Source organism: Streptomyces sp. DSM 118878, from assembly GCF_052936595.1.
Genome location: NZ_CP193622.1, coordinates 4,863,205 through 4,888,678 on the forward strand (window position 1 = coordinate 4,863,205; position 25,474 = coordinate 4,888,678).

At 71.2% G+C, this 25,474-nt stretch carries 29 protein-coding genes; 8 read left to right on the plus strand and 21 right to left on the minus strand.

The window, feature by feature from the left end; all coding sequences use genetic code 11:
* The 11 genes from ACRAKF_RS21690 to ACRAKF_RS21740 form a co-directional block, all read right to left on the minus strand.
* Nucleotides 1–879 (minus strand): bifunctional DNA primase/polymerase, encoded by an 879-nt coding sequence (locus ACRAKF_RS21690; protein ID WP_447038922.1) that lies wholly within the window; start codon nt 877–879, stop codon nt 1–3.
* A gap of 85 nt (nt 880–964) precedes the next feature.
* A complete protein-coding gene (locus tag ACRAKF_RS21695) occupies nt 965–1,441 on the minus strand; it encodes a hypothetical protein (RefSeq protein ID WP_447038924.1) in 477 nt (158 codons plus the stop codon).
* A 204-nt stretch (nt 1,442–1,645) separates the two neighbouring features.
* The gene (locus ACRAKF_RS21700) at nt 1,646–3,784 is read right to left on the minus strand and encodes an FtsK/SpoIIIE domain-containing protein (RefSeq protein ID WP_447038925.1); all 2,139 of its coding nucleotides are present in this window, start codon (nt 3,782–3,784) and stop codon (nt 1,646–1,648) included.
* 90 nt (nt 3,785–3,874) lie between these two features.
* A complete protein-coding gene (locus ACRAKF_RS21705; protein WP_447038926.1) occupies nt 3,875–4,174 on the minus strand; it encodes a hypothetical protein in 300 nt (99 codons plus the stop codon).
* A 2-nt stretch (nt 4,175–4,176) separates the two neighbouring features.
* Complete coding sequence (locus tag ACRAKF_RS21710) at nt 4,177–4,494, minus strand: hypothetical protein (RefSeq protein WP_447038928.1); 318 nt, start codon at nt 4,492–4,494, stop codon at nt 4,177–4,179.
* Complete coding sequence (locus ACRAKF_RS21715; protein ID WP_447038930.1) at nt 4,487–4,843, minus strand: RRQRL motif-containing zinc-binding protein; 357 nt, start codon at nt 4,841–4,843, stop codon at nt 4,487–4,489. The genes ACRAKF_RS21710 and ACRAKF_RS21715 overlap by 8 nt, the downstream gene beginning before the upstream one ends.
* Nucleotides 4,843–5,859, minus strand: a complete 1,017-nt coding sequence (locus ACRAKF_RS21720) for a DUF2637 domain-containing protein (RefSeq protein WP_447038931.1) — start codon at nt 5,857–5,859, stop codon at nt 4,843–4,845. The genes ACRAKF_RS21715 and ACRAKF_RS21720 overlap by 1 nt, the downstream gene beginning before the upstream one ends.
* The gene (locus tag ACRAKF_RS21725) at nt 5,856–6,389 is read right to left on the minus strand and encodes a hypothetical protein (RefSeq protein WP_447038932.1); all 534 of its coding nucleotides are present in this window, start codon (nt 6,387–6,389) and stop codon (nt 5,856–5,858) included. The genes ACRAKF_RS21720 and ACRAKF_RS21725 overlap by 4 nt, the downstream gene beginning before the upstream one ends.
* The gene (locus tag ACRAKF_RS21730; protein ID WP_447038933.1) at nt 6,386–6,574 is read right to left on the minus strand and encodes a hypothetical protein; all 189 of its coding nucleotides are present in this window, start codon (nt 6,572–6,574) and stop codon (nt 6,386–6,388) included. The genes ACRAKF_RS21725 and ACRAKF_RS21730 overlap by 4 nt, the downstream gene beginning before the upstream one ends.
* Nucleotides 6,571–7,026, minus strand: a complete 456-nt coding sequence (locus ACRAKF_RS21735; RefSeq protein WP_447038934.1) for a Pycsar system effector family protein — start codon at nt 7,024–7,026, stop codon at nt 6,571–6,573. The genes ACRAKF_RS21730 and ACRAKF_RS21735 overlap by 4 nt, the downstream gene beginning before the upstream one ends.
* Entirely contained in the window at nt 7,023–7,289 is a 267-nt protein-coding gene (locus ACRAKF_RS21740) for a DUF6284 family protein (protein WP_447038936.1), read from the minus strand. The genes ACRAKF_RS21735 and ACRAKF_RS21740 overlap by 4 nt, the downstream gene beginning before the upstream one ends.
* A gap of 496 nt (nt 7,290–7,785) precedes the next feature.
* Between ACRAKF_RS21740 and ACRAKF_RS21745 the strand changes: the two genes are divergently transcribed.
* Nucleotides 7,786–8,580, plus strand: a complete 795-nt coding sequence (locus ACRAKF_RS21745; protein WP_447038937.1) for a GntR family transcriptional regulator — start codon at nt 7,786–7,788, stop codon at nt 8,578–8,580.
* Nucleotides 8,577–9,245, plus strand: coding sequence for a YdcF family protein (locus ACRAKF_RS21750; RefSeq protein ID WP_447038939.1), 669 nt, complete (start codon nt 8,577–8,579; stop codon nt 9,243–9,245). Before ACRAKF_RS21745 ends, ACRAKF_RS21750 begins: the two co-directional genes overlap by 4 nt.
* A 616-nt stretch (nt 9,246–9,861) precedes the next feature.
* On the opposite strand, the gene ACRAKF_RS21755 is transcribed toward ACRAKF_RS21750, so the two are convergent.
* On the minus strand, nt 9,862–10,734 hold the full coding sequence (locus ACRAKF_RS21755) for a hypothetical protein (protein ID WP_447038941.1): 873 nt from the start codon (nt 10,732–10,734) through the stop codon (nt 9,862–9,864).
* A gap of 569 nt (nt 10,735–11,303) precedes the next feature.
* Here ACRAKF_RS21755 and ACRAKF_RS21760 point away from each other — a divergent pair.
* From ACRAKF_RS21760 to ACRAKF_RS21770, 3 genes are all read left to right on the plus strand, one after another.
* Nucleotides 11,304–12,143, plus strand: coding sequence for a DsbA family protein (locus ACRAKF_RS21760; RefSeq protein ID WP_447038943.1), 840 nt, complete (start codon nt 11,304–11,306; stop codon nt 12,141–12,143).
* Between the two features lie 76 nt (nt 12,144–12,219).
* Nucleotides 12,220–13,062, plus strand: coding sequence for an aminoglycoside phosphotransferase family protein (locus tag ACRAKF_RS21765; RefSeq protein ID WP_447042093.1), 843 nt, complete (start codon nt 12,220–12,222; stop codon nt 13,060–13,062).
* 155 nt (nt 13,063–13,217) lie between these two features.
* Nucleotides 13,218–13,703, plus strand: coding sequence for an N-acetyltransferase family protein (locus ACRAKF_RS21770; RefSeq protein WP_447038945.1), 486 nt, complete (start codon nt 13,218–13,220; stop codon nt 13,701–13,703).
* A gap of 56 nt (nt 13,704–13,759) precedes the next feature.
* On the opposite strand, the gene ACRAKF_RS21775 is transcribed toward ACRAKF_RS21770, so the two are convergent.
* A complete protein-coding gene (locus ACRAKF_RS21775) occupies nt 13,760–14,776 on the minus strand; it encodes a zinc-binding dehydrogenase (RefSeq protein WP_447042095.1) in 1,017 nt (338 codons plus the stop codon).
* Nucleotides 14,777–14,922: 146 nt separating this feature from the next.
* Complete coding sequence (locus tag ACRAKF_RS21780; RefSeq protein WP_447038947.1) at nt 14,923–16,227, minus strand: NAD(P)-binding protein; 1,305 nt, start codon at nt 16,225–16,227, stop codon at nt 14,923–14,925.
* A 197-nt stretch (nt 16,228–16,424) separates the two neighbouring features.
* Here ACRAKF_RS21780 and ACRAKF_RS21785 point away from each other — a divergent pair, with 197 nt between their 5' ends.
* Nucleotides 16,425–17,132, plus strand: coding sequence for a pentapeptide repeat-containing protein (locus ACRAKF_RS21785; RefSeq protein ID WP_447038948.1), 708 nt, complete (start codon nt 16,425–16,427; stop codon nt 17,130–17,132).
* A 97-nt stretch (nt 17,133–17,229) separates the two neighbouring features.
* Here the strand turns inward: ACRAKF_RS21785 and ACRAKF_RS21790 are convergent, their stop codons facing one another.
* The 3 genes from ACRAKF_RS21790 to ACRAKF_RS21800 all read right to left on the minus strand — a co-directional run bounded on the left by ACRAKF_RS21790 (nt 17,230) and on the right by ACRAKF_RS21800 (nt 19,917).
* Nucleotides 17,230–17,733: a hypothetical protein gene (locus ACRAKF_RS21790; protein WP_447038950.1), complete on the minus strand. Its 504-nt coding sequence runs from the start codon at nt 17,731–17,733 to the stop codon at nt 17,230–17,232.
* Between the two features lie 160 nt (nt 17,734–17,893).
* Nucleotides 17,894–18,541 carry a response regulator gene (locus ACRAKF_RS21795; RefSeq protein WP_447038951.1) on the minus strand — a complete coding sequence of 216 codons (648 nt, stop codon included), beginning with the start codon at nt 18,539–18,541 and terminating at the stop codon, nt 17,894–17,896.
* A complete protein-coding gene (locus ACRAKF_RS21800) occupies nt 18,538–19,917 on the minus strand; it encodes a sensor histidine kinase (RefSeq protein WP_447042097.1) in 1,380 nt (459 codons plus the stop codon). The genes ACRAKF_RS21795 and ACRAKF_RS21800 overlap by 4 nt, the downstream gene beginning before the upstream one ends.
* Before the next feature lie 372 nt (nt 19,918–20,289).
* Here ACRAKF_RS21800 and ACRAKF_RS21805 point away from each other — a divergent pair, with 372 nt between their 5' ends.
* Both ACRAKF_RS21805 and ACRAKF_RS21810 read left to right on the plus strand, forming a co-directional pair.
* Nucleotides 20,290–20,850: a GlcG/HbpS family heme-binding protein gene (locus tag ACRAKF_RS21805; protein ID WP_447038953.1), complete on the plus strand. Its 561-nt coding sequence runs from the start codon at nt 20,290–20,292 to the stop codon at nt 20,848–20,850.
* Nucleotides 20,851–20,896: 46 nt separating this feature from the next.
* Nucleotides 20,897–22,372 carry a M1 family metallopeptidase gene (locus ACRAKF_RS21810; RefSeq protein ID WP_447038955.1) on the plus strand — a complete coding sequence of 492 codons (1,476 nt, stop codon included), beginning with the start codon at nt 20,897–20,899 and terminating at the stop codon, nt 22,370–22,372.
* A gap of 43 nt (nt 22,373–22,415) precedes the next feature.
* Here the strand turns inward: ACRAKF_RS21810 and ACRAKF_RS21815 are convergent, their stop codons facing one another.
* The 4 genes from ACRAKF_RS21815 to ACRAKF_RS21830 form a co-directional block, all read right to left on the minus strand.
* Entirely contained in the window at nt 22,416–23,507 is a 1,092-nt protein-coding gene (locus ACRAKF_RS21815) for a hypothetical protein (protein WP_447038957.1), read from the minus strand.
* Entirely contained in the window at nt 23,504–23,839 is a 336-nt protein-coding gene (locus ACRAKF_RS21820) for a PadR family transcriptional regulator (protein ID WP_447038958.1), read from the minus strand. The genes ACRAKF_RS21815 and ACRAKF_RS21820 overlap by 4 nt, the downstream gene beginning before the upstream one ends.
* A gap of 63 nt (nt 23,840–23,902) precedes the next feature.
* The gene (locus tag ACRAKF_RS21825) at nt 23,903–24,532 is read right to left on the minus strand and encodes an NAD(P)H-dependent oxidoreductase (protein ID WP_447038960.1); all 630 of its coding nucleotides are present in this window, start codon (nt 24,530–24,532) and stop codon (nt 23,903–23,905) included.
* A gap of 193 nt (nt 24,533–24,725) precedes the next feature.
* Entirely contained in the window at nt 24,726–25,301 is a 576-nt protein-coding gene (locus tag ACRAKF_RS21830) for a TerD family protein (RefSeq protein ID WP_447038962.1), read from the minus strand.
* Nucleotides 25,302–25,474 lie beyond the last annotated feature (173 nt).

Below are 25,474 nucleotides of genomic sequence, written 5' to 3' on the forward strand. Positions count from 1 at the left end.
TCACAGCCCCAATGCGGTGCGGGCGTTGGTCCATGCGTCGGTGCAGTGCCGGGCGGTTTCGCCCTTGGCCTGCGCGGCGGCGAACAGCCGCGTGATGTGGTCCTGGCCGAGGCAGCCGCAGCGGCCGTGCGTGGACAGCACGGCAAGGAAGGTGCGGTAGACGGTGGCGTGCACACCGCTGGGGGCCTGGGTGATGCGCTGTTCCGCCATCGCGATGCCCCGCTCCAGGAAGGCGGGCGTGCGGTGCCGGCAGGCCTCGCCCCCGGTCGGGGCGGGCACCATGGCGGCGCTCGGTGCGGGCCGGGCGGCGGGCGCGTCCTTGACGGCCAGCGTGCGTACGGCGTCCGGCAGATAGGCCATGGTGCCGGTGCCGGGCCCGAGATAGCGGGCGTAGGCCATGGTGGACTTGATGTCCACACCGGGGCGGACCGCGTTGGCGGACTGCATGCGCCCCTGGTAGAGCCAGTGCTCACCCCGGGTAGTGGCCACGGTCTGTGTGGTGGGCAGGTGCTCGCGTGCCCATGTGATCGCGTCGGCGTTGTCGAGGTCCACGACCGTCAGGCCTGCGCCGCCCGGGTGGTAGGCGACCGCGCCCGCGCGCATCCAGGCGTGCCGCCAGACGCCGGAGGTGATGACGTCCGGGTCGGTGGTCGCGGCGGCCCAGCCGTGGCAGGGGCCGGGGCAGGTGCACGGTCCCGGGGTCTTCATGTTGGGCCGCCCGCCGCAGGCGTTGTCCGTGCAGCGGCGGCAGTTCCCGAACGGGATCTTTCCCGCCCGCAGCGGCAGGACCGGGATCTGAGAGGCGGCGAGGTCGAGCGCTGTACGCAGATGCTCGCTCATGTCGCCGTACTCTCGCCGGATGTCGGTGGGTTGCGTCATGCTGGATGTCTCCAGTTCTGTGATGAGTGCTGGTGACAAGGGCGGCCCCGGTTCTTGGCGGAATGGGAGGCCGCCCTTGGCGTAGCTACTGGTGGGTGTCGGTCTTGGCCCACACGCCGTTCGTGCGGCTGTGGACGGTGCGCCGGTCCTGGTGGACGGGGCCCTCGTAGTGGTGGTGGATCTCGGGTTCGGGCTTCGCCCGACGGGCGAGCCGGGCGAGGGCGAGCAGGAGGGCGGTGGGGGCGCCGAAGACGAGACCGCAGACGAGCGGGTCGGCGAACTGGGAGATGTACATCAGCCCAGCGGCCGTGCCGCCGACCATGACGGTGGTGGTGCCTCCGGCGAGCATGAGCACGCTTGCATCGGTGGCGCCCTGACCCATCGGGGGCCGTCCGGGCTGAGCGACGGCCGGGGTGTCGCCGTAGGCCGGGACCGGGGTTTCGTCGCGGTAGGCGGTGGGCCGGTAGGCGTCGGCGATGATCCGCGCCGCCTCGGTTGCGGCCTGCGCCTCGCTCAGACCGGCGCCCGTGGCGCCCGTCGCGGGGGTGGTGTCGGGGTACATGCGGAATCCCTTCACGGCAGTGGTGGGGGAGGCGGCGGCACCCCCTTGCAGGGGCGCTGCGGAGGGGGTTTCAGGGGTGCTGACCTGCGCGCCTCCCCGCCTCCCCGAAGTGGTGTTTTCGCTGATCAGAGCGGGGGAGGCGGTCCGGGGAGGCGTTTGGGGAGTTCTCCCCGCCTCCCCGGGCCGGAGGGTGTTCGCTCCCCGCTATCCGGCGGTGGAAGCGGAACCGCTGTTGTCGCGGTTGGCGAGGGCCCGCAGGACGTGATCGCGGTGGACGACCATGACCCCGTGGGACTTCTTCGGCTCCTCGCCGTGCTCCTCCAGCTCCCGCTTCAGCCGGTCGTTGGTCCACTGGTCGCCGTAGGCCTTCGGGTCCAGCGCGTGCAGCCGCTTCAGCACCTCGTTGGTACGCAGCCGCGGGGCGTCGCCGAACACGTCGGCGATATCGGCGAGCGCGTCACGGTCTTCGCCGCGGTCGATGGTGTGCAGGGTGGCGATGGCCCCGGCGCGCAGGGCCTTGGCGCGGTCGGTGATGGCCTTGGCGGCGTCGTCGTCGATGTAGTGCGTGCGCACGGTGATGGACGACTGTCCGGCCGGGATGGTGACGCCGTCAGAGGCGACGACCAGGGTTCCCCGGTCCAGCCCCGGACGCAGCAGGTTCGGGGCGGCCCCGCCGTCGACTGCCTTGTCCCCCAGGGCCATGCGGGCCTGGGACTCCGTACCCAGGGCGAGGGAGGCGCGGGTGTGGGCGCCTTCGCGGACCAGCTTGGGAAGGTTCTGGTCGGTGGGGTCCTGGGTGCCCTGCCACATCAGCACGTTCACCGCCCGCCCCTGGTTGTGAATCTTGCGGACGGCCATGAAGTACCGGGAGGTGGCCTTGGAGCCGCCATAGGGCCGCTTGTCGTCGCCGATGGCCGGACACATGAACGCCATCTGCGCCTCGTCCACGATGACCACCAGCAGCGGGAACACAGTCCCGGGCGGCGCCTGGATACGGCGGTTCATCTCTTCCACCGCGTCCTCCACCATCTCGGTGACCTCGATGACATGCTCGTCGGTCGGGCCCTGGATAAGACGGGTGGCGAGGCCGTCGAACATGGCCCAGTCCCCCACGCCCTTGAGGTCGCCCATCCAGAACTCCACCGACCGGTCAAGGGCCAGCCACAGCGCCAGAGAGCGCAGGGCAACGGTCTTGCCCTGGTTCGAGAGTCCCGTGATCAGAAGGTGACGCTGGTAGAGGCTCAGCGCCGCGGCGTCGCCGCGCAGGTCCTGACCCCACGGGGCCTTGCCCTTGACGTAGTCGGCGGTCATCGTCTCGTCGGTGACCATCGGGGAGGGGCCGATCGGCTCGTCCAGCGCGCCGGAGTCGGCGATCCACAGCCGCACCGTGCGGGCCGCTTCAGGGATGGTGATGAACACTTCGTGCTCGTGCCGGGTCAGGTTCTCGGCGAGCTTGCGCCGCTTGGTCTGCACCTCGATCGTGGAGACCCCGGACGGAAGCGTGACATCGACTTCTACGCCGCATCCGGCAATCCGGATCGGGCCCAGCATGGCGGCGCCGGCATCGTCCATTTCCTTGATGGCGTTGCGCAGTGCGGGCACGCCGAGATCCCGCAGGGCCTTGACGACGATCGAGGGGGTGATGGGCTCACCGTCGCCGGAGCGGACGGTGGCGGGCAGGGCCCAGTTCGGGGCGGCCTGCTGCTTGCGGCCGACCGACCACAGGGCGAGCAGGGCGAGGAACGGGCCGATGGTGAGGGCGGGGCCCCACACGACCTGCACGATCCGGATGAGCAGGCCGATGAACTCGATCGTGGCGGCGAGCGGGGTGAGGGTGTCGGCCACGTCGCCGTTGTTGACGGCCATCACGACGCCGAGCGCCACCAGGGCGCCGATGCCCACCCCGGTGCCGACGGCCAGACCCTTGGCGGCGTCGACGGGGGAGTGCAGCAGGTCCATGCGGCGGCGGTGGCGATCCTCGCGGAAGCGCTGCAAGCGCTCTTCCCACTCCTGGGCCACCTCGTAGTTCCCGGCGGCTTCGGCGGCGCGGAGCAGGCGCTCGTAGCGGGAGCCGGTGCGCCCGTCCCAGGTCCGGCGGGCCACGATCCGCGTGCCGCCCAGCACGTACATGCTGTGGCGGACCGCGGACCGGCCTGCCTCGCGGGTGCGCTCGTCGGTGGCGATGCGCCGCACCGCGCGCCTGGAGCGCACCCACAGCGGCACCGGGGCCGGGTCGGGAACCACGCGCAGCGTGGTCACGGACGCGGCCTCAGTCTCGGTGTCGGTGTCGGTGTCGTTGGGTGGGTCGGGGTTCGTGTGCAGGGGAACGACGGTGCCGCTCATGAGGGAGAACTCCTGACTGCGCCGCAGGGGCGCGAAGTGTGAGGGGTGCCGGGGTGGCCGGGCCCGTGGCGGGGCGGCCACCCCGGTGGGTCAGCGGGTGTGGCGGGCGCGGTTCTCGTTGTCGCTGAGCTGCGAGGGCTCACTGCGCGGGCCGTCGACCCAGCAGAACGGGCGGGTACCGGCGGCGGCAGCGAAGACGCGAATGGCGGCACCGGTCGGGGCCTCGGGCAGGGCGTAGACGCGTCCGCGGGTGAGGGAGGCCAGCAGACGGGCGCCGTGGTGCTCGCACCCGTCGGCCCCGCCGCCGACCGCGTCCAGCACCGTGACCACGAGGGGACCGACGCAGGGCGTGGGGTCTTCCGGGTGTGCGGCGGGGCAACGCTGGGCCATGCTCACCACCAGCCCGAGGACTTCTTGGCGGCCTTGGCCTTGGCGTTCTCGTTCACGATGCGCTGCCGCTCGGCCTGCAAGGCGATGATCTCCGCGTTCAGCCGCATCTCGGCGGCGCTCCAGGCGGTGTCGGCCTTGGACTCGTCGCGGGCGGTGCTCTTGTGCCGCACCACCTTGACCGAGCTGGAGGCAACCGCGGAGAGGATGGCGCGGCGTTCGCGGCCGTCCAGCGGCCACATCTCGCGGTTCTGCACGGCGGTCAGCTTGCGGGCCGTCTGCTGGATCTCACGGTCCAGACGACGGGTGTCGGGCTTACCCATGACGGGCGCTCCTCGGGAGGTCGCAGGGTTCGGGGTAGGCGCAGGGCACGCAGGTGCCGAGCGAGGTGGGGATGACGTAGCCCGCATCGCGCTCGCACTGCGGGCAGTGCCGGCGGGCGGCATTGGCCCTGGCCAGCGCCGCCCACCGCGCTTCGGTCATCGGCCGGACGGGCTTGGCCAGGTCGACGCGGTAGAGGTAGGCGACCAGTGGGCCCCGGCGGCGGCGTGGCCGTTCAAGCTGCGCGGCCACGCACTGACCACCCGGGCGCAGACCGCGGGCCCTGAGTTGGCGGCGGGTGGCGTAGCCGTCCGGGGCCAGGCGCCACCGGTACACCGGCAGCGTGGCCATCACTGACTCGCGATCGCGAGATCAGGGCCCTGCGTGCTGGGGTCGCGGTGCTCGGCATAGCGGTGGGAGACCCAGCCGACCGACCAGCCGCACAGTTCGGCCGTCACCCGCACCGACAGGCCCGCAGCGAACGCGGCGGCCACGATCTTGCGGGCCTCGCCCTCGGGCAGCTTGCCGTCGGCGGGGCCGCGATTCAGCAGTGCGGCGCGTTCACGGGCCGCACGCTCCTGGCGTTCACGCTGTTCACGCTCCGCCAGTGCGGCGCGCTCCTGCTGCTCGGCTTCGGCCCGCTGCCGGACCTGCTGTTCACGCCGCAGCCGCTCTTGTTCACGCTGTTCACGCTCGCGTTCACGCCGTTCACGCCGTTCACGGCTCTCCCGCTCGGCAGCCTCCACCCGCTCACGGGCCTCGCGCTCCTCGCGCTGCCGGCGTTCCTCCCGCTCGGCCTGCTCGCGGGCGATGCGGGCCTCATGTTCACGCTGTTCACGCGCGAGAGCAGCGGCGTGCTCGCGCTCTTCGCGGGCCTCGGCACGGGCCTGCTCGGCCCGCTCGCGGGCCGCCTGCTCGCGTCGTTCTTGCTCGGCCTGCTGCTCGGCGTCCAGGGCGGCCACCGCGCGGGCGATGGCCCGCCGGTAGGCCAGGCTGGTCTCTGCCGTGACGATGAGCAGCAGCGGCGCCACGGAGTGGACGGCCATGCCGACCAGGTCTTTGTTCAGGGCGGAGTCGGCCGTGTTGAGCGCGAGGGTCATCAGGCCGGTCATCCACCGCAGCACGATGGGCCACCGGCCGCCGTGCCCGCCCAGACGGGCCAGCACGTCATCGAGCTTGACCACGATGACCACCGCCGCGTCCACCACGATCGGCAGAATCGGTGCCGTCCAGTCCCACGCGTCGGCCGTGTGCTCGGCCATCAACGGCGTCACGGTGAGGATGGAGTAGAGCATCGCCCCGCACACGATCGACCACGTGCCGCCCGACAACGCGCGCTCTGCTGAACGGGTCTGAACACTGTTCATGCCGCCTCCCCCACCGGAGCCGGAGCGAGCACAGACGCGCGACGGAACCCGTTGCACGCGGCGTCGTACATGAACGCCTCACAGCGCCACGGGACCACCAACGGCGGGCGTTCATCCGCCGGAACCCAACCGGTTCCGGCGGGCACGCCGTGCGTGGCGGTGTCGGCGAGTGCGTCCTCGCGGGAGGCGTAGACGGTGTGCGGCTCGCCGTAGCGGAGCAGCACCGTGAGCGTCTGCCCCTCCATCGACTCGCCCGCCAACTCCTCGCGCAGCCGACGGATCTCGATGTCCTTCAACAGAAGGTCTTGCTGCGCGGCAGACAGCTCTTCCACGGCACGGGACAGAAGCGTGCCCACTTCGGTCGTGGCCGTCTCCGCCTGCTCCGCGCGGTCGGTTACGGCGGACAGTTCCCGGGTGTGCCGGGCGAGCGCTTCGTGGGCGGCCTGTCCGGTCTGGCGGGCCCGCTCGAACGCCGCGTGCGTATCGGCTTCCAGCAGCGCCAAGCGCTTGGCGGTGATGATGCGGATCACGATGCATCCCCCTTCTGACGGGCGTGGCGACGCCAGCCGACGAGCTGCCCGGTGAAGCACACGGCGGACACGGCCGCGAGCCACGGCAAACCCCCCACCAGGGAGCCAACCGAGGCAGCGATGGACAGCAGCGCGGCGACGCGGAAGACGATCAGGTTCCGGTCGGCCGGGATCTGCTCGCTCACGCCAGACCACCCCCGAGCGTGATGAGCGCGGCGACGACGAGCAGGGCCCCGCCCACGCGGGTCAGATCCACGGCCCGCTTCAGGCCGGTGAACTTGGCCACCGCGATCCGGGACAGCTCCGCGATGTGCTGCGCACGCCGGTCCTCGGCGAGCTCGGCGCTGATCTCCTCAGCGCTCAGCGTCGCCCACAGCGGGAACCCCACCGGGGCGCCACCCAGGTTCGGGCGGACCGAGGACAGCAGCAGGCCCGCCGCAGCGAGCAGCAGGCCGGTGCCAGCGCCGCCGACCACGAGGGCGGGCAGCGACAGGGCCACGTCCTTGGCGACCGTCCACGTCCCCGCCAGCAGCGCACCGACGAACGCGAGGAGCAGGCTGGTCTTGGTGTCGGTGCGGACGATCTCGGCCTTGACCTCGGCGTGCGCGGCCGACAGATTTGACTCGATGGCACTCACGCGCCCACCCCCGAAAAGCCGGTGGCGGACGTGTTGGCGAGGATTCGGCGGGCGGCGAGCACCTTGCGACGGGCCCGCCGGATGCGCCGCTCGTCCAGCTCGGACGGCACACGGTCAAGGGTGATGATCTGCGCGTCGAGCAGGTCGACGTCCGCGAGGATCGCGGGCATCTCCTGCTCGATCGCGTCCAGCTCGACGCTCGTCGGCTCCATGAAGTCGGCGAACGCGGTAACAGCGTCCTGAACAGTAACGATGTGGTTCATTGGGTCGTGTTCCTCTCATACAGGAACGGCCCGAACAGCGGCCCCGGTGTTCCCGCACCGGGGCCGCGCGCCGTTGGAATCGGAATGTCCGGCTCCCCTCAGCGCCGCTCGTACGAGACGAGCAGCGGAGGCAACCGGCCGCGGCCAAGCCGCGGACGTCGAGATGCGCTGTTCCGCGCACGGGGACAGAACCCGGGCGCGTCCGCCCTCTTGCTTGCCGAGGTGGGGCGGACTGACCTCCAACCCATCGACCATCCGTGAGCAGACGGCTGGGTTGGGCACTCTGTTGAGTTCTCAAGCATCACCAGCGCGGGGCCCACCCCCGTGAGAGCGAGCTATCCCGAACCGTCTGGGCCAGAAGCAACCCCCAAGAGGGTTGCTCCGACTCGCTGTCCTAGGACTGCGAGCGGCCTGAGACGACAATGCACCCACAGTCCCAGGACTGTCAACAGTCCTGGGACTGTGTTTCACTGGGACGCGTCGAGAGGAGTTCTGCGTGGCACCCAAGTGGCGAGAGCTGGCGGACCGGCTTGCCGAGCGGATCAGGAACGGCGAGTACGCACCTGGCCAGCAGCTTCCGCACATCCGGGAGCAGGTGGAGGCGGGGGAGGGATCGAAGTCCACCGTCCATGCGGCGTACAAGGCTCTGGAGGCCGAAGGACTGGTGGTCTCGTCTCGCGGCCACGGCACCGTCGTGCGACAGCAGACCCCGTTGAAGCGGTTGGGTATCGCTCGATACGACAAGGCCAAGTGGCGCGATGGCGACGAAGTCGCGTTTATCGCTGACCGAGTGGCGTCGGGTCGCGCCTACCGCAGGAACGAGCAGACCCAGAAGGTCAGCCGCGTGAAGGCGCCGGCACCCGTAGCCGAAGCGCACGGGTTGCCCGACGGTGCTGAGGTCTATGCGCGTGCGCGCCTCGTGAAGGAGGGGGCGCAGCCGACCCACACGCTGACCAGTTACTACCGCCCTGAGCACGTCGAGGGGACACGGTTGGTCGACCCGACCCCGGGCCCTGCGGGTCGGGGCGGTGGCTTCCGCGTGCTGTACGACGCCGGGTACGAGATTGACCACATGAAGGAAGAGCTGTTCGCGCGTACCCCGACCGCGGACGAGGCTCAGCTCCTCCAGCTCTCGCCGGGGGAGTGGGTGGTGGAGCTGCACCGCACCACGTACACCGCAGACGGGACCGTGGTGGAGTACGCGATCGGGGTTCACGCGGCAACACGGTTCTCGTGGTCCTACGACTTCAAGGTGCCCGACTCGGCGAACGCGGAAGGCGAGAGCCAGTGATCTCTACGCAGGCGTGGGCGGATGCCCAACGGCTCTGGGACTTCCAACAGATGGGCCATGAACCGCGCCCCTGCTCCGTGGCGGTCGGCCTCGGCAGCCATGACTTGGGGGTGGCCGACACCACGGTCGGCTTGTACCGGCGCGGGATGATGCCGGTCATCGTCTTCACCGGGGCGACGAGTCGCACGACGCGCGAGCGCATGCCTCGGGGCGAAGCCGAGCACTACCGAGAGCGGGCCATCGAGCTCGGGGTGCCTTCGGACGCCATCCTCGTTGAGCCGCGTGCCCGGAACACGGGCGAGAACATCCGCTTCTCTCGTGCCCTGCTCGAAGAGCGGGGCGTTCCTGTCTCGTCGGCGCTGTTGGTCAGCAAGCCGTATGAGGAACGGCGGGCGTACGCCACGGCGCGGAAGCTCTGGCCCGAAGTTGAGTGGGTGAGTGCGTCTACCCCAATGCTGCTCCAGGAGTATGTGGATTCCATTGGTGACTCGCGCCTCGTCGTCGACATGCTCGTCGGGGCGCAACAGCGGCTCATGCTCTATCCCCGACGTGGGTTCATGATCGAGCTGCCGATCCCGGACGAAATCGTTTGGGCTTACGAGCGGTTGCGGTCCGCAGGCTTCACGAGTCGGCTCGTGGTGCAGGAAACCTGTGGCGGCGCATAGGGCTAAGCGTGTCACTTTCCGACTACTCGGGCGGTGGATTTGGGTAGCGGTTAGCTACGCGTATTGCAGGTGATCGCTGAACTTCGGTTACGTCGGCATCGGCCATGTCGATCAGCATGCTGAAAAGCCAGACGAGGCGCATTGACCGTAGAACGCCGAGTGCAAGTAGTCCTTCGATTAGCCAGCCGATCGCGCCGACTTCTTTTCCTGTGTCTCGCGCTAAAGTCAGAAGACTTCCGCCGGAGACTGCAAGCATCGATACTAAAATTCCGGACCAGTTCCGGCGAAGACTCACTCCAAACCGGCGCCGCAGCTCTAGCATTCTCCTGCCGTTTGCCGTTGCGTATTGACTGATTGCTGCTGTGCCAAATCCCCCGATGAGGGCAGAGACGGAGGCAATCGTCATGTATATATCGCCGCGCCGGTCGGCTTCTATTCCTCGTAAAAATGAGGAAGATGCCTCAAATTGTGTGGTGCTCAGGTGGATGGCCGTCGCTGCAAGCGCGAGGTACCAGTCAATCGTTGGGCGCTCGCTCCAAATGCTTACTAGACGTCTGTATAGCTCGATTGGCCGTTGCATGGTCTGCCCCCCACTGTTGAGAAGCCCAAGATAGAGCTACCCACTGACAGCGGCGTGCAGGTCGTCCCTGTGCTCGTGAGCAGCCTCCATGATGGCTTGCACGGCCACGGCATGTCGTGGCCGTGACTCTTCATCCCGCACCTCGACGCGTTTCTTCGCTGTGATGTGGTGCTTCAGGAAGTCAAGGGCTTCCTCCCGGTGGTCGCCGTCCGGGGTCGGGGATGTGACGAGGGCGCGAGCTCGATCGATGGCGCTGGGACCTACGAGGTATCCAAGACCGGAGACGATGCTCACGGCGTCGTCTTGCAGGCGTCGCTGTCCGCGGGCCCTTGAGGTCGGGCCTCCGCCTCCTCGCTTGGGTACTTCCACTTTGATGGTGACCCGGTGGTCCGAGTACCGTTCTCCAGCCTCTCTACCGAAACCGAAGAGGGACACACCATCTTGAGGCATCCATGCCGGGTTGGGGCGAAATGTGAATTCTACGTTGTGGACCGCTGAAGCGTTCTCAAGTTTTTCCCATACGCTCTTAGAGATGACAGGCCATAACGCCACATCTTCCGTGATCATTCCGCATGCGTTCATCCATCGTTGCATAGCGGAAGAACCAGGGGCTGACTGGTTTCCACGCATCACGCCGATGATGTTCCCGTAGTCGAGGAAACAGATCGTGGTGGTGTCGATGAAGCCTCTATTTCCTTCGAGGCGTAGTTCTTCGATGTGCCCATGGTCGAGGTCGACGGTTTGCATGTTGCCTGCGCCGATCCGTCCGACAATCAGGTGCATCTGGTTGAGGTAGGCGACTGATTCACCGATGTAGGTGTCGTCGCTGTCAGGTGTGGTGAACGTCCTTTGGGCGGCGGGTCTGCGGAGTACGTCGCCCAGGGCTTGCTGCCAGTCCACGAGTTCCATGCGCGGATTGTGGTCGTCCTTGCCTCGGACTACCTCATAGAACGAGACTGTGCGGAAGCGGCTGTGAATCAAGGTCCCCCCCGGGCTCCTAGCGATGATCCAGGCTCAGCATGGTACGCCGACTCCGGCAAACCTGACGTGGCGTCTGGTGCCGAGAGGCGCACCTGGACAGGCAACGAGTCGTGCCCAGGTCTCAGTTCTGGTCTCGGTTGTCCCAGCGTCCACGGCATTCTGTCGGCATCCGTATTGGTCCGCCGAGCCGGGTGGCCTGGCCTTACTGTTCGCCAATGAACGGCTGTGTACGCCCTCGGACCAAGATCGGACAACTTGTAATGCGTAGGTCGTCGGTTCGAATCCGACAGGGGGCTCTTCGGCTGGCCTGGGACTACGGCCCCGCGATCTTGGATCGCGGGGCCGTAGTCGTGGGGCGCGCCCTCAAGGCGTGGGGGAGGTCGTGTCCCGCGATGCCGTTGTGGGGACAGCCGCCGTTCACCGTGCCGGGCGGCGGGGCGGGGTAGGTTTTGCTGCTTTGGGCAGCACGTGCCCGCACAACTGGGAGGGCTCAACTCATGGCCGTACACAAGGCCGGGGGCAAGGGCGGGCGTAAGGCTGGGCGTGTCGCCGCCGCTGTGGTCGCGGCGGCGCTGATCGGGGCGACCGCGTCCGCCTGTGGTCCCGACGACGGCGGTAGCGACGGTGAGGGCAGCGGCGCAGGGAAGTCCTTTTCGGCGGCCCCCGAGAAGTCCGGGGAGTCCGGGGAGTCCGGGAAGCCCGCGGAGTCGGAGGATCCCGCGGCCGGGGCTCCCGAGGCGGAGGCGCCGCCCGCCGGCAGCGACCGGCTCGCCGACACCCCCGCCTCGGTCGAGGGCGGCGTGATCACCGTGGGCGACCCGAGTGCCGGGCACACGGTCAAGGTCTACGAGGACTTGCGCTGCCCGTTCTGCGGCAAGTTCGAGGAGGGCGGGGCTCGGGCGCTGGTCGGGCCGGTGGCCGCGGGCAAGGTCAAGGTCGAGTACACGATCGCCTCGTTCCTCGACAAGAACCTCGGCGGCAGCGGCTCGGTGAACGCGGCGAACGCGCTGCGGGCCGCGGTGGACGCGGGCAAGTTCCCGCAGTTCCACGCCGCCGTCTTCGCCAACCAGCCCGCGGAGGAGAGCGACGACGCCTACACCCCGGCGTTCCTGTTGAAGATCGCCGACAAGGTCGACGGGCTGCGGGGCGACGCCTTCGACAAGGCGGTGACCAACGGTACGTACGAGAAGTGGGTCGGCGAGACCATGAAGTCCTTCTCGAAGGACGGGATCCAGGGCACGCCCACCGTCTTCATCGACGGGAAGAAGTCCGCGGGCGACGCGATGTACGACCAGGCGGCGTTCGCCAAGGAGCTCAAGGCCGCCGGGATCTCCTGACCCGTAACGCGCGCGGATTAGGATCGTGGGCGTGATCGACATTCGCGTTCCGGACGGGCTGATCGAGTCGCAGCACATGTACGCGGGTGAGGCGGGGCGCGCGTTCGTCGCCGGACTCCCGGCGCGGGTACGGGAGTTCGCCGAGCGCTGGGATCTCACGCCCGACGGCGGGCCCATGCACGGCCAGGCGGCGCTCGTTCTGCCCGTGCTGCGGAGCGACGGGACGCCCGCCGTGGTGAAGTTCCAGGTCCTGGACGAGGAGACCGAGGGCGAGCCGGTCGCGTTGCGGATGTGGGGCGGCGACGGGGCCGTGCGGCTCCTCGACCACGACGCGGACACCGGCGCGATGCTGCTCGAACGGCTCGACGCCGGGCGGGCGTTGTCCGCCATGGCCGACACCCGCGAGGCGGTCCTCGTCATCGCGGAGCTGCTCGCCCGCCTGACGGCCGGGCCCGCCCCCGAAGGCATGCGGCGGCTCGCGGACATCGCGGCGGGGATGGTCGACGATCTGCCGGGGGCCCTGAAGGCCGTCCCCGATCCCGCCGAGCGGGCGCTCGTCGCGCGGTGCGGGGACGCTGTGCGCGAGGTCATGGGCGAGGCGGGGGACCGGATGCTCCACTGGGACCTGCACTTCGACAACGTCCTGGCGTCCGAGCGCGCGCCGTGGCTCGCCATCGACCCGAAGCCGCTGGCCGGTGACCCGGGGTTCGACCTCTGGCCCGCCCTGAACAACGCGTTCGAGCCGGGTGAGGTGCTGTGGCGCTTCGACGCGATGACCGAGGTTCTCGGCCTGGACCGGGAGCGGGCCCGCGCGTGGACGCTCGGCCGTGTCCTGCAGAACGCGCTCTGGGAGATCGAGGACGGCAGACCGCTGGAGCCGGCCGACCTGGAACTCGCACGGCGGCTCCTCGCGGCGTGAGGCGGGGAGCGCCGGACTGAGGGGCCAGGGGTGGTGGGCTGCTCCGGGGGACGGGGGACGGGGGTCAGGGGTCAGGGGTCGGGGGCCGGCGGGGGCAAGGGCCAGGGCCCAGGGCCGGGGGGGGCGAGGGGCGGGGCGTTGGTTAGCCTGCGCGCATGATTCGTACCGCCGTACCTGCCGACGTGCCCGTCATCCACGCCCTCGTCCGCGATCTCGCCACGTACGAGAAGGCGGCCGACGAGGCCGTGGCCACCGAGGAGCAGCTCCGCGAGGCGCTGTTCGGGGAGCGGCCCGCCGCGTTCGCGCACATCGCGCAGGACGACGCCTCCGGGGAGACCGTCGGCTTCGCGCTGTGGTTCCTCAACTTCTCGACGTGGCGGGGAGTGCACGGCATCTACCTTGAGGACCTGTACGTACGTCCTGAGGCGCGCGGCGGCGGGCACGGCAAGGCCCTGCTCACCGAACTCGCCCGCATCTGCGTGGAGCGTGGCTACGAGCGGCTCGAATGGTCCGTCCTCGACTGGAACGAGCCGTCGATCAACTTCTACCGGTCGCTCGAGGCGCGCGCCCAGGACGAGTGGACCGTGTACCGGCTGGCCGACGCCGCGCTCACGACGCTCGGCGGCCGGCCCTCCGTCTAGACCATTTCGCCTCACCGCCTCGCTGCCCTGCTGCCGCGCGCCCCCGGGGCAGGGGATCAGGGGATCAGGACCACCTTGCCCATCGTGCCGCGGGACTCCAGCGCGCGGTGGGCCGCCGCGGCCTCTGCCAGGGGGTAGCGCTGTACGGCCGGGGTGAAGTGGCCCGTGGCCGCCTCGGCGAGGGCGGCGAGCTCCAGGGTGCGCACGGGGTTGTCACTGCCCGCCTTGCGCATCATCGCCGGGCCGAGGACGTCGATCTGCGTGATGCCGCGCGCGGCCAGCTCCTCCTCGGTGAACTTCAGCGGCCCGCCGTCGTGCAGGCCCTCGCCGGACCAGCCGAAGACGATGTGTACGCCGCCGGGGCCGAGCAGGTCCACCGCGGCCAGGCCCGCCTCGCCGCCCACGCCGTCGAAGACGACCGTGGCGGAGCGGCCGTCGAGCTGCTGCTTCAGGTACGTACGCACTTCGTCCGGCCAGGCCGGGTTCTTGTAGTCCACGGCCAGGTCGGCGCCGTTCGCGCGGACGCGGGCCACCTTCTCGGGGCCGCCCGCAAGCCCGATGACCGTGGCTCCCCGGTGCTTGGCGTACTGCGTGAGGAGCGTGCCGATGCCGCCGGCCGCGGCGGGTACGACGACCACGGAGTCGGCGGCCGGCTCCGCGAACTGGAGTATCCCCATCGTCGTACGCCCCGTGCCGATCAGGGCGACCGCCTCGGCGAAGTCCAGGTCGGCGGGGAGCTCGTGGAGGCGGGACGTCTCGGTGACGGCCTGCTCGGCATAGCCTCCGGGGGCGAAGCCGATGTGGGCGACGACGCGCTTGCCGAGCCAGGACGGGTCGACGCCCTCGCCCAGCGCCTCGACCGTACCGGCCACTTCACGGCCGGGGATCGTGGGGAGAGCGGGCAGTTCGGGCAGCGGGCCCGGCGTGCCCTCGCGGATCGCGGCGTCCAGGAGGTGCACGCCGGCCGCGGCCACGGCCACGCGGACCTGGCCCGCGGCGGGTTCGGGGCGGGCCGTCTCCTCGTACACGAGGTTTTCGGCGGGCCCGAAGGCGTGGAGGCGGACGGCGTGCATCGTGGCGCCACTGGGCTCTTGCATGGGGGCTCCTTCGGGCTCATCAGGGCCTTTGCGGAGTCAGGGCGGTTGCGGTCGGCGGGTGCCGGCGTTTCTGCCCTTGTGGCCCTTCGACGCCAACCCTTCAACCTGAAGTGGAGTTGAGGTCAAGCCCCCGTCTGCGTCCCTGTCGCCGTCCCTGTGCCTGTCGCCGTCCCCGTCCCTGTCCCCGTCCGCGTGCTCGTCCCCGTCCGCGTGCCCGTGCCCGTGCTCGTGCTCGTGCTCGTGCTTGTCATCAACTTGGCCCTCGATTTCGTCAGCGCCGATGACACGGCCCCCACCGCGCTGTTGAACGACACCTCACAGAGCACGCCGGGCGCCGCCACCTGGTCGCCCGCCAGGTACACGTCGTCGCCGCGGTCGATCGCCGGGCGGTCCCGCCAGGTGGTGCCAGGGCGGTCCACCGCGCCCGTACGGCCGTTCGCCACGGATGCGCGGCGCCACGTCAGCCGGTCGCGCCAGCCGCTGAACCCCAGGTCGAGCAGGTGCTCGGCGCGGGCGACACCCTCCGCCTTCGACTCGTCGGGGGCGAGCGGGAGCTGTGCCTGGACGAGCTGTTCACCCGCCGGGGCGAGCGTGCGGTCCTGGGCGGTGAAACGCTCCACCCAGCCGGTGCGGTCCAGGTCCGACACGGCGAAGGCGTCGCCGGCGCGGGTGCGGAACGCCACGTCGACGAGCGTGGTGCGGCCGCTCTCCCAGTGCAGGGCCGGGTCGCCGCCGAGCAGGCGGCGGGCGGCGTCGAGCGACGTGGCCACGATGACAGGACCGCGCCCCGTGACGTCGGCGAGGTCGTCGACGCGGGCCAGCGTCTCCACCCGTACGCCGAGGTTCCAGGCCATCGCCGCCATGCGGTCGATGACCGAGTCCCAGCCGCCGCGCGGGTAGTGCGCCTCCGGGGGCAGCTTCGCCGTGCGGCGCAGGCGCTCGTGGACGAAGCGGGCGGAGAGGGCGCCGGGGTCGTGGTGGAACGTGGCCACGCCGACGTAGTGCGCGGCGGCCCGCGCGCCCTCCTCGCCGACCTGGCGTGTGGCCCAGGACATGAAGTCCTCGTCGACGGGGGCCTGTTCGACCTTCCGGCTCAGCAGCCTGAGCAGGCCGAAGGGCGGGGTGCGGCGCAGTTTCCCGTGGTGGTGGAAGCGGATCCGTGCGCCCTCCAGGAGCGGCAGCGGGGCCAGGGGGCCGATGAGGTCGCGCTGCTTGAGCCAGGTCCAGTGCGGGCCGCCGTTGTAGAGGGCGTGCGGGCCCTCGTTCGTCCGGTACGGGCCGTCGGCGGTGCGGGCCCGGCCGCCGAGGGTGTGGTGGGACTCGTGCAAGGTCACGCGGGCGCCGGCTTCCGCGGCGGTGATCGCCGCGGTGAGACCGGCGAAGCCGCCGCCGATGACGGTGACGTGCGTGGCGTGGGGCGTGGGCATTGCGGGGCTCCCTCTCTGCTGGGCTTCACTTCTTCGACGGGTGGGAGGGGGCGGGATGTGACATCGGCGGGGTTGGGGCCCGGGGGATTGGGCCTCGGGGGGTGGGTGGCCGGGCGACCGGGTGGCTGTGGGGGTGCTCCGGGGTTCTTCGGGGTTCTTCGGGGGCGTTGTCAGTGGGGGCGTGCAGGATGGGGGGCATGGGTCAGACGACGAAGTCCTCGAAGTCCTCGCGGTCCTCGAAGGCCGTTCCGGTGGTCAAGGCCGCGCGGCGGGCCGAGGTGCGGATGCCGCCGCTGAGGCCATTCGACGGTGGGGAGCTGGTGCCCGACGGGGACTATGACGGGGTGGAGTTCGACGGCCTCGACCTCGGCGGGATGGACGGGGGCGGCGCGCTCTTCATGGACTGCGCACTGACGGGCTGCGGGCTCGGCGAGACCCGGCTGAGCCGCGCGCGCTTCGTGGACTCGGTCCTCCGGGAGCCGCGGGGGGTCGGCACGGACCTGGCGGAGGCGTCGCTGCGGGACGTGGAGGTGGTGGACGCGCGGCTCGGCGGTGTGCAGTTGCACGGGGGCGTGCTGGAGCGGGTCGTGGTGCGGGGCGGCAAGATCGACTATCTGAACGTGCGGAAGGCGCGGCTGCGGGACGTGATCTTCGAGGACTGCGTGCTGGTGGAGCCGGACTTCGCGCTCGCCTCCCTGGAGCGGGTGGCGTTCCTGGGCTGCTCGATGCGGGGGGTCGACTTCAGCGGCACCCGCATGAAGGACGTGGACCTGCGCGCCGCGGGAGAGCTCCAGATCACGCGGGGCATCGAATGCCTGGCGGGCGCGGTGATCAGCCCGGAGCAGCTGATGGACCTGGCGGCGGGGTTCGCGGCGCAGGTGGGCGTACGGGTGGCCGGCCTCTAGGCCTTGACCGGAGCCGACCGCCCATGGGCCGCCGCCCATGGGCCGCCGGGCGACCCGGCGGGGTGGGCGGAGGCGGCGACGGGCCCTGGGCGGGAGGCTAGGCGGGGAGGCGGGGGTAGCGGGATTGGAGGGACCACAGGGCCGGGTTGTCCGCCAGGGAGTCGTGGAGGTCCGTCAGGTCCGCCACGAGGTCGTGGAGGAAGTCACGCGCCTCGCGGCGAAGCTCGGCGTGGGAGAAGGACAGCGGAGCCTCCTCCGCGTCCATCCAGTCCGCCTCGATGTCCACCCAGCCGAACCGCCGGGTGAACAGCATCCGGTCCGCGGACTCCGTGAAGTCCAGCTCCGCGTACTGCGGCCGCGAGGCCCTGCTGCCGAGCGGGTTCTTGTCCAGGGTCTCCACGATGTCGCACAGCGCCCACGCGAAGTCGAGGACGGGCACCCATCCCCAGGCTGTGGACAGTTCCCGGTCCGCCTTGGTGTCCGCCAGGTAGACGTCCCCGCAGAAGAGGTCATGACGGAGCGTGTGGACGTCCGCGCGGCTGTAGTCGAGCTGCGGGGGGTCAGGGAAGCGGCGGGAGAGCGCGTAGCCGATGTCGAGCACGGAGTCGATGGTGTCACGGCCCGGCCGCCGGTCGCGCCGGAGCGGCGTCGGGCGGGGCCCGTCACAGCGGCCGGTGCCTCTTCCCGTACGACCACGTCACGGCCGTCAGCAGCGGCGGGACCATGAACGGCGGGGCGTGCGCCGCCCTCGTCGCCCGCGGTCACGGCAGCAACCGCTGTTCCTTCGCCAGCGCCACCGCGCCCGCCCGCGTGTCGACGCCGAGCTTGTCGTAGATGCGGCCCAGGTGTGTCTTCACCGTGGCCTCGCTGATGAACAGGGCGCGGGCGATGTCACGGTTGCCGAGGCCGCGCGAGAGCTGGCCGAGGATGTCGCGTTCGCGGTCCGTGAGCGTGGGCACGGGGGCGCGCATGCGGGCCATGACGCGGGAGGCGACCGGCGGCGAGAGCGTGGTGCGGCCCTGGGAGGCGGCATGGATCGCCGAGAAGAGTTCCTCGGGGCGTTCCGCCTTGAGGAGGTAGCCCGTGGCGCCCGCCTCTATCGCTCGCGTGACGTCCGCGTCGGTGTCGTACGTCGTCAGGACCAGGACGTGCGGCGGGGCGCCCGGCGACGGCGAGGTGATGCGGCGAGTCGCCTCCACGCCGTCGATGCCCTCGCCGAGCTGGAGGTCCATCAGGACCACGTCGGGCGTCAGCTTCGCGGCCAGGGCGACCGCCTCCTCGCCCGTGCCCGTCTCACCGACCACCTCGATGCGCGGTGCGCTGCCGAGCAGGGCGAGCAGACCCGCACGTACGACCGCGTGGTCGTCGCAGACCAGGAGACGGACGGCACGGGGCACGTTCTCGGTCATGACAGCGGCTCCGAAGGGGGTGACGGTGCGTCGGGTGGGGGCGAAGGTGTGTCGGGCGGGGGCGACGGTGCGTCGGGTGGGGGCGACGGTGTGTCGGGCAGGGGCGTTTGTGCGTCGGGCGGGTTCGCCCCGGGCCCGGACGGGTTCGCCCCGGACCCGGGCCGGTTCGCCACGGACCCCAGCGGGATCGCGACGGAGAGGACCGATCCCTCGTTCGGCGTCGACTCGATGGTCAGGGTGCCGCCGAGCTGCCGGGCCCGTGCCCGGATCGCGGGGAGGCCGTGGCCGCGTACGCCCGACCGCGGTGCCGTGCCGGACGGCGGGGTGAAGCCGCGGCCGTCGTCCGCGACGTCCAGGACCACCTGGTCGTCGAGGAGGGTCAGGGTCAGCGCCGCGGTGGTGGCGTCGGCGTGTTCTCGTACGTTGGCCAGCGCACCCTGCGCCGTCCGCAGCAGCGCCGAGCCGACCCGGTCCGGCAGCGGCACAAGGGCGCCCTCGGCGTGGAAGCGCACCGTGAGGCCGGCATCCGACTCCCGCTCCGCGAGCGCCCGCAGGGCCTCTGGCAGACCGCCGCCGTCGGCGAGGTCGGCGGGCGCCAGGTCGTGCACGAAGCGCCGGGCTTCGGCGAGGCCGCGCTCGGTGATCGACTCGGCGGTACGCACATGGGCGCGGGCCCTCGCCGCATCCGTGTCCCAGAGGCGGTCGGCCGCCTGGAGCAGCATCTGCTGGCTGGACAGGCCCTGGGCCAGCGTGTCGTGGATCTCCATGGAGAGGCGCTGGCGTTCGGCGAGCGTGCCCTCGCGGCGCTCGGTGGCGGCCAGTTCGCGGCGGGTGCGGATGAGATCGTCGATCAGCTCCCGCTGGCGGGCGGCCTGGCGCCGCATGTGGATGAAGACGGCCGTCGCGATCGCCGACACGGCGGGTGGCCCGAGGATCAGGTCGGGGTCGTAGCGGCCCGCGAGCCGCAGCTGCGACGCGATCACGCAGCCGGTCAGGACGGCCACCAGGGCCAGGGCCGCGCGCTGCGGCAACGTACGCAGCCCGGTGTAGAAGAGCGGCACCGCGCACCACCCGAAGCTCGGCGCCAGAACGACGAGGACCAGCCAGACCGCGACGACCAGCGCGAGCCACGTGAGGCGGCGGGGAGTGGGGCGGGCGGCGCCGGGCGCGGGCCCCGGCGGCAGGGGCGTGGCGTCGTGTTCCTCCAGTGGCGTATTCGTCGTACGCAGAGGCGTGCTGGTCAGGAAGGGGAGGGCGTACAGGACGGCCAGCACCGCCGCCAGCGCGATGATCCACGGGACGCGTGCGCCGCCGGGGTGGCGCAGCAGGAAGCGGGCCAGCGAGGTGGCGAGGAGCAGGTAGAACGTCGCGTGCATGACGGCCGCGAGCCGGCGGGCGTCGGGGTCCTCCGTGCGGGGGCGGGGGCGGGGGCCCGGCGTGCGCTGTCCCACGGGGCGCCTCCCTCTCGTACCGGCATCTCCGGCATCACCAGCATCACCTGCATCACCGGCATCTACGGCATTGCGTCTGCCCCCGGCTTCTCGTACCGCCGTCGCGCGTCGCTGAACTGGGCAGACACCTTCATTGTGGCTCGCTCGGGCCACCGAGGGGTCAACCGATCGGCTGACCCCGGTGTCGGCCGAGTCGCGCGGGGCTCCCAGCCGGTATGCCGAGGGGCGGGGCGCGGGCGCGACCCGAGGATTGACGGCAGAGGGGAACAAGCCCCCCTCCCTACCCAGGAGCCCCCGATGCAGAAGCTCTCCCTCCGCACCCGCGTCCTCACCGTCACGGTCGCCGCCGCCGCTCTCGGCGCCGGGGCCTTCGGTGCCGTATCCGCCGCCAGCGCCGGCACCCCGGACGCCGCCACGAAGGCCGCCGTCACCGCCGACGCGGGCGACAAGAACCTCGGCCGGTCCACGCACCTGACCGTCGCCGCCGCCACCAAGGCCGCGCAGGCCGCCCTCGACGCCGCGAAGAAGGAGAACCAGCGGGTCTCCGTGGCCGTCGTCGACCGCAACGGCAACACCGTCGTCACGCTGCGCGGCGACGGCGCGGGGCCGCAGTCCTACGAGTCCGCCGAGAAGAAGGGCTACACCGCTGTCTCCTGGAACGCCCCCACCTCCGTGCTCGCCGAGCGCCTCGACAAGGCGCCGAACCTCAAGGACATCCCGGGCACGCTGTTCCTCGCCGGTGGCGTTCCTGTGACCGCCAAGGGCGCGCCCGTCGCGGGCATCGGCGTCGCGGGCGCCCCGAGCGGTGACCTGGACGAGAAGTTCGCGCGGGCAGGCGTCGCAGCGCTCAACCGCTGAGCGGGACAACCCCCCGTACAGAACATATGCCGCATAAGATCATCGCGTGGACCCGCGAAGACTCCCGGCCGCCCGAGCCGTCCCCCGAGCCGCCGGCCGAGCCGTCGCCCGTGCCCTCGTCCGGGGCGCCGCCGCTCTGCTCGCCACCGCGGCCGTCGGCGCCTGTGGGGGTACGGGTACGGGCGGCACCCCGGGCGGTGACGGGGTCCGCGACCCGTACTTCCCCGAGCTGGGGAACAGCGGCTACGACGTGACGCACTACGACCTGTCCCTCCGTTACGATCCCGCCTCCCGGCACCTCACGGGCACCGCCGAGATCACCGCCCGCGCCACCAAGAACCTCAGCGCCTTCAACCTCGACCTGCGGGGACTCGACGTCTCCGGCGTCACCGTCGAGGGCGAGCCCGCCCGCTTCCACCGCGCGGGCCAGGAGCTGACGGTCCGGCCGGACGACGGGCCGGCCAGGGGCAAGACGTTCCGCACGAGCGTCCGCTACTCCGGCACCCCCGAGACCATCACCGACCCCGACGGCTCCAAGGAGGGGTGGCTGAGGACCGCCGACGGGGCGCTCGCGCTCGGCCAGCCGACCGGCTCCATGGCCTGGTTCCCCGGCAACCACCACCCGAGCGACAAGGCCTCGTACGACATACGGATCACGGTCCCGAAGGGGGTCCAAGCCGTCTCCAACGGTGAGTTGACCCGCGAGTCGGAGAAAGACGGCCGTACCACCTTCGTCTGGCACAGCGCCGAACCGATGGCGAGCTATCTGGCGACCGTGGCCGTCGGGAAGTACGAGATGCGGTCCTCGACGACCGAGACGGGGCTGCCGGTCGTCACGGCCGTCGACCCCACGCAGGCCAAGGCGGGCCGCGAGGCCCTCGCGAAGATCCCGGACATCCTGAAGTGGGGCGAGGACCGCTTCGGTCCGTATCCCTTCTCCGCCGCGGGCGCCGTCGTCGACCGCGAGGAGGACGTGGGGTACGCCCTGGAGACGCAGACCCGCCCGGTCTTCGCCGGCGCCCCCACCACCGGCCTCCTCGTCCACGAACTGGCCCACCAGTGGTTCGGCGACTCCGTGACGCCGATGTCCTGGCGCGACATGTGGCTCAACGAGGGCTTCGCGACGTACGCCGAGTGGCTTTACGCGGAGGACCACGGCGGCGACAGCGCCCAGCACGTCTTCGACCAGCTCTACGCGGGCACGCGTTACGTGAAGGCCTCCGACAACGCGGCCATCTGGGCCTTCCCGCCCGCCAGGCCGCCCGGCGCCGCGCACATCTCCGACCCGCCCGTCTACGAGCGGGGCGCGATGGTCATCCACAAGATCCGCCGGGCGGTGGGCGACGGCACCTTCCACGACCTCGTGCGCGGCTGGGCCAAGACGCACCGCCACGGCAACGCGAGCACGCGGGACTTCACCGAGTACGTCGAGAAGCACGCGGGCGGCGACGAGGCCCGGGCGCGGGTCGGCCGGATCTGGGGCGACTGGCTCTACGGGAACGGCAGGCCCGACCAGCCCTGACCAGCCCCGGCCCCGGCCTCAGCCCCAGCCCCAGCCTCCGGGGTCAGTCCGCGGGGCGTTGCGGCGCGCCCCGCCCCTCGCCCCGGCCCTCGCCCCGGCCCTCGCCCCGGATCTCGCGCCACTCCGTCCAGAAGGTCCACATCAGGAAGCCCACGACGCCGACGTAGAGAGCCGCCCAGAACGGTGAGCCGTCGGTGTCGCCGGCCAGGTCGTCCACCAGCAGCACCGTGAACACCAGGATCGCGGCACCCGTCCCGTACAGCTTCCTGCGTGCCAGGCGGCCCGCCCTCGCGGGGCCTTCGGCCAGCCGCAGCGCGTACACCTCCACGTCGCCGAAGGCGTCCTCGGCCCGCTCGCCCTCCGGCGCGGCGGCCAGGTGCTGCCGTGCCTCCTCGACGTGGCCTCGCGCCTCGGCCGCCCGCATCGCGTGCCGGCCGCGCAGGAGCCGGCCGAGGCGGGCCAGCCACGCCTCGTCGTCGCCCGCCGGGGGCGGCGCGGTGAACCACCGGTCGATACGGGCCTCCGGGAGTGCCAGGGCCGCCGCCATGACGGCCACGCAGCCCACGGCGAGCACGGGCGAGGGCACGCGGAACAGCCGCTCGTCGGGCAGCACGAGCGCCACCACGCCGCCTCCGGCCACGGCGACGAAGGACCCCGCCGCGAAACCCCACATGCCCCGCGCCCGCCCGGCCGCACCGGCCACCACGGCGATGGCCGCGCACGACACGGTGAGCGTGACCGCCGCGAAGGCCGCCGCGGCGGACGGGGTCACGTCCATCCAGAGCCCGCCCTGGACCCAGTCGAGCAGGCAGAGGACCAGGCCGACGAAGCCGAGCGACACCTGGGCGGCGACGATCCGCTCACCCGGCGTCAGGCCGCCCGTGTCGACGCGGGCCCGGTGTGCCTCGCCGATGCGCTCGGCGGCGACGGTCTCCGCGTACGCCTCCGGATCGCCGAGGACCTCCAGCGCGGGCCGCCCCGCCTCGCCCACGATCTCGTGGGCCTCGGCGAGCACCTCGTCGGCGAGCCCGGCGGGCGCGTCGTGCCGCAGCACGAGCCGCAGCTCGAACGTCGCGGCCCAGTCCTCGTCCTCTTCCCTGGCCCAGCTGAGGCTCTCGCCCCGCGTCTTGTTCATGCGTCCCCCTCTGTGAGGAGCGAGTCGACGGTCCGGGTGAAGTCACCCCATGCGGCCTGGTCACGCCGCAGCCTCGCTCGCCCCTCCTCGGTGATCCGGTAGTACTTCCGTCCGGGCCCGCCCTCGCCGGCGCCCCACTCGACCTCGACGGCGCCCTCCTCTTCGAGGCGGGTGAGGGCGGGGTAGAGGGTCGCGGCCTTCACGCCCGTGAGCCCCGCGTCGGCGAGCCTGCTGAGCAGTGCGTATCCATAGCTCTGCGGCTCGCCGTCGAGGATTCCGAGCAGGCACAGGGGCAGCGCGGCGCGCACCCAGGAACCGTTCACGACACCCACGGGACGCTCCCTTCCCTCACCCGACCCGACCAGTCGGCCCGGCCCACTAGTTCAGTATCCATACTAGTCCACTTTTCCGCTAGCGGGGCGGATCGGCCGGATCAGGGCCGCGGCCTCTGCGCGCGCCTCGGTCAGCCAGGCCTCGCGCTGCCGCGGCGTCGAGTCCGTCACCGTGCGGAACACCGTTCTGCGTACGTCCGGCACGCCCACGTACGGCAGGACGCAGGACGCCCACACGCGCTCCAGGGGATCGCCGAACTCGGTGGCCTCGCGGTCGGCCGGGGTGTCGGAGGTGTTCAGGACCAGGGCGCGGCCGGCCTTGAGCAGCCCGGCCGGTTCGCCGTCCGCCGTGGCGAGCTTGTACGCGACGCCCGGGGCGAGGACCCGCTGGACCCAGCCCGTGAGGATCGCCGGGGGCATGCCCCACCAGTTGGGGTGGACGAAGACCAGGGCGTCCTGTTCGGCCAGCTCGGCGCGGTGCGCGGCGAGGGGGGAGTCGGCCGGCTCCGGGGCGGCGGCGTCCACCGTGCCCGTCTCGTCGGCGGTGAGGAAGGGGTCGAATCCCTCGGCGTACAGGTCGTGCGTGACGACCCGGCAGCCGCGGGCGCTCAGCTCACCGGCCACGGCGTCGGCCAGCGCGTGGTTGAAGCTGCCGGGCCGGGGGTGGGCGAGATAGACGGCGACGTTGATCACGGGGACTCCCGGGGGTGGGCGGTAGGGGGTAGGGGGCGGGGACGGGGGCGGTGGGTTCGGTGTGGGGTGGCTGGGGCCGCAAAAAAGTCCCACCGACACGCCGCTGTGAACGGCGTGTCGGTGGGACTTTTGAGTGCTTCGCCGACCGGCGGCGCTATCGGTCTCGTCGGCCTCGGTCAGGCGTCGCGGGGACTCAGACGTTCACGCCGAAGTCCTGGGCGATGCCGACCAGGCCCGAGGCGTAGCCCTGGCCGACGGCGCGGAACTTCCACTCCGCGCCGTTGCGGTACAGCTCGCCGAAGACCATGGCGGTCTCGGTGGCGGCGTCCTCGGAGAGGTCGTAGCGCGCGATCTCGGTGCCGCCCGCCTGGTTCACGATGCGGATGAACGCGTTGCGGACCTGGCCGAAGTTCTGCGAGCGGTTCTCGGCGTCGTAGATGGAGACCGGGAAGACGATCTTCTCGATGTCGGCCGGCAGACCCGCGAGGTTGACGGTGATCTGCTCGTCGTCGCCCTCGCCCTGGCCGGTGACGTTGTCACCGGTGTGGACGATGGTCTGGTCCGGCGTCGCCTTGTTGTTGAAGAAGATGAAGTGCTGGTCCGAGAAGACCTTGCCCTGCGGGTTCACCGCGATCGCGGAGGCGTCCAGGTCGAAGTCGGTGCCGGTGGTGGTACGGACGTCCCAGCCGAGGCCCACGGTGATGGCGGTCAGGCCCGGAGCCTCCTTGGTCAGCGAGACGTTGCCACCCTTGGACAGGCTTACTGCCATTGTTTGGGAGTCCTTCCCTCGTTTGTGTGCGCACGGTGCACTCCGGCGCTTCGTACTGGGGACGAAGCTACCGTCACCGGTACCAACGACGTCCAGCGTCCCCAGGTTCCAGTTCCCTTTACTTTCTTTACCCGGTGATCCGGGAGCGCCGGGGGCGTCCCCGGAAAAAGAGC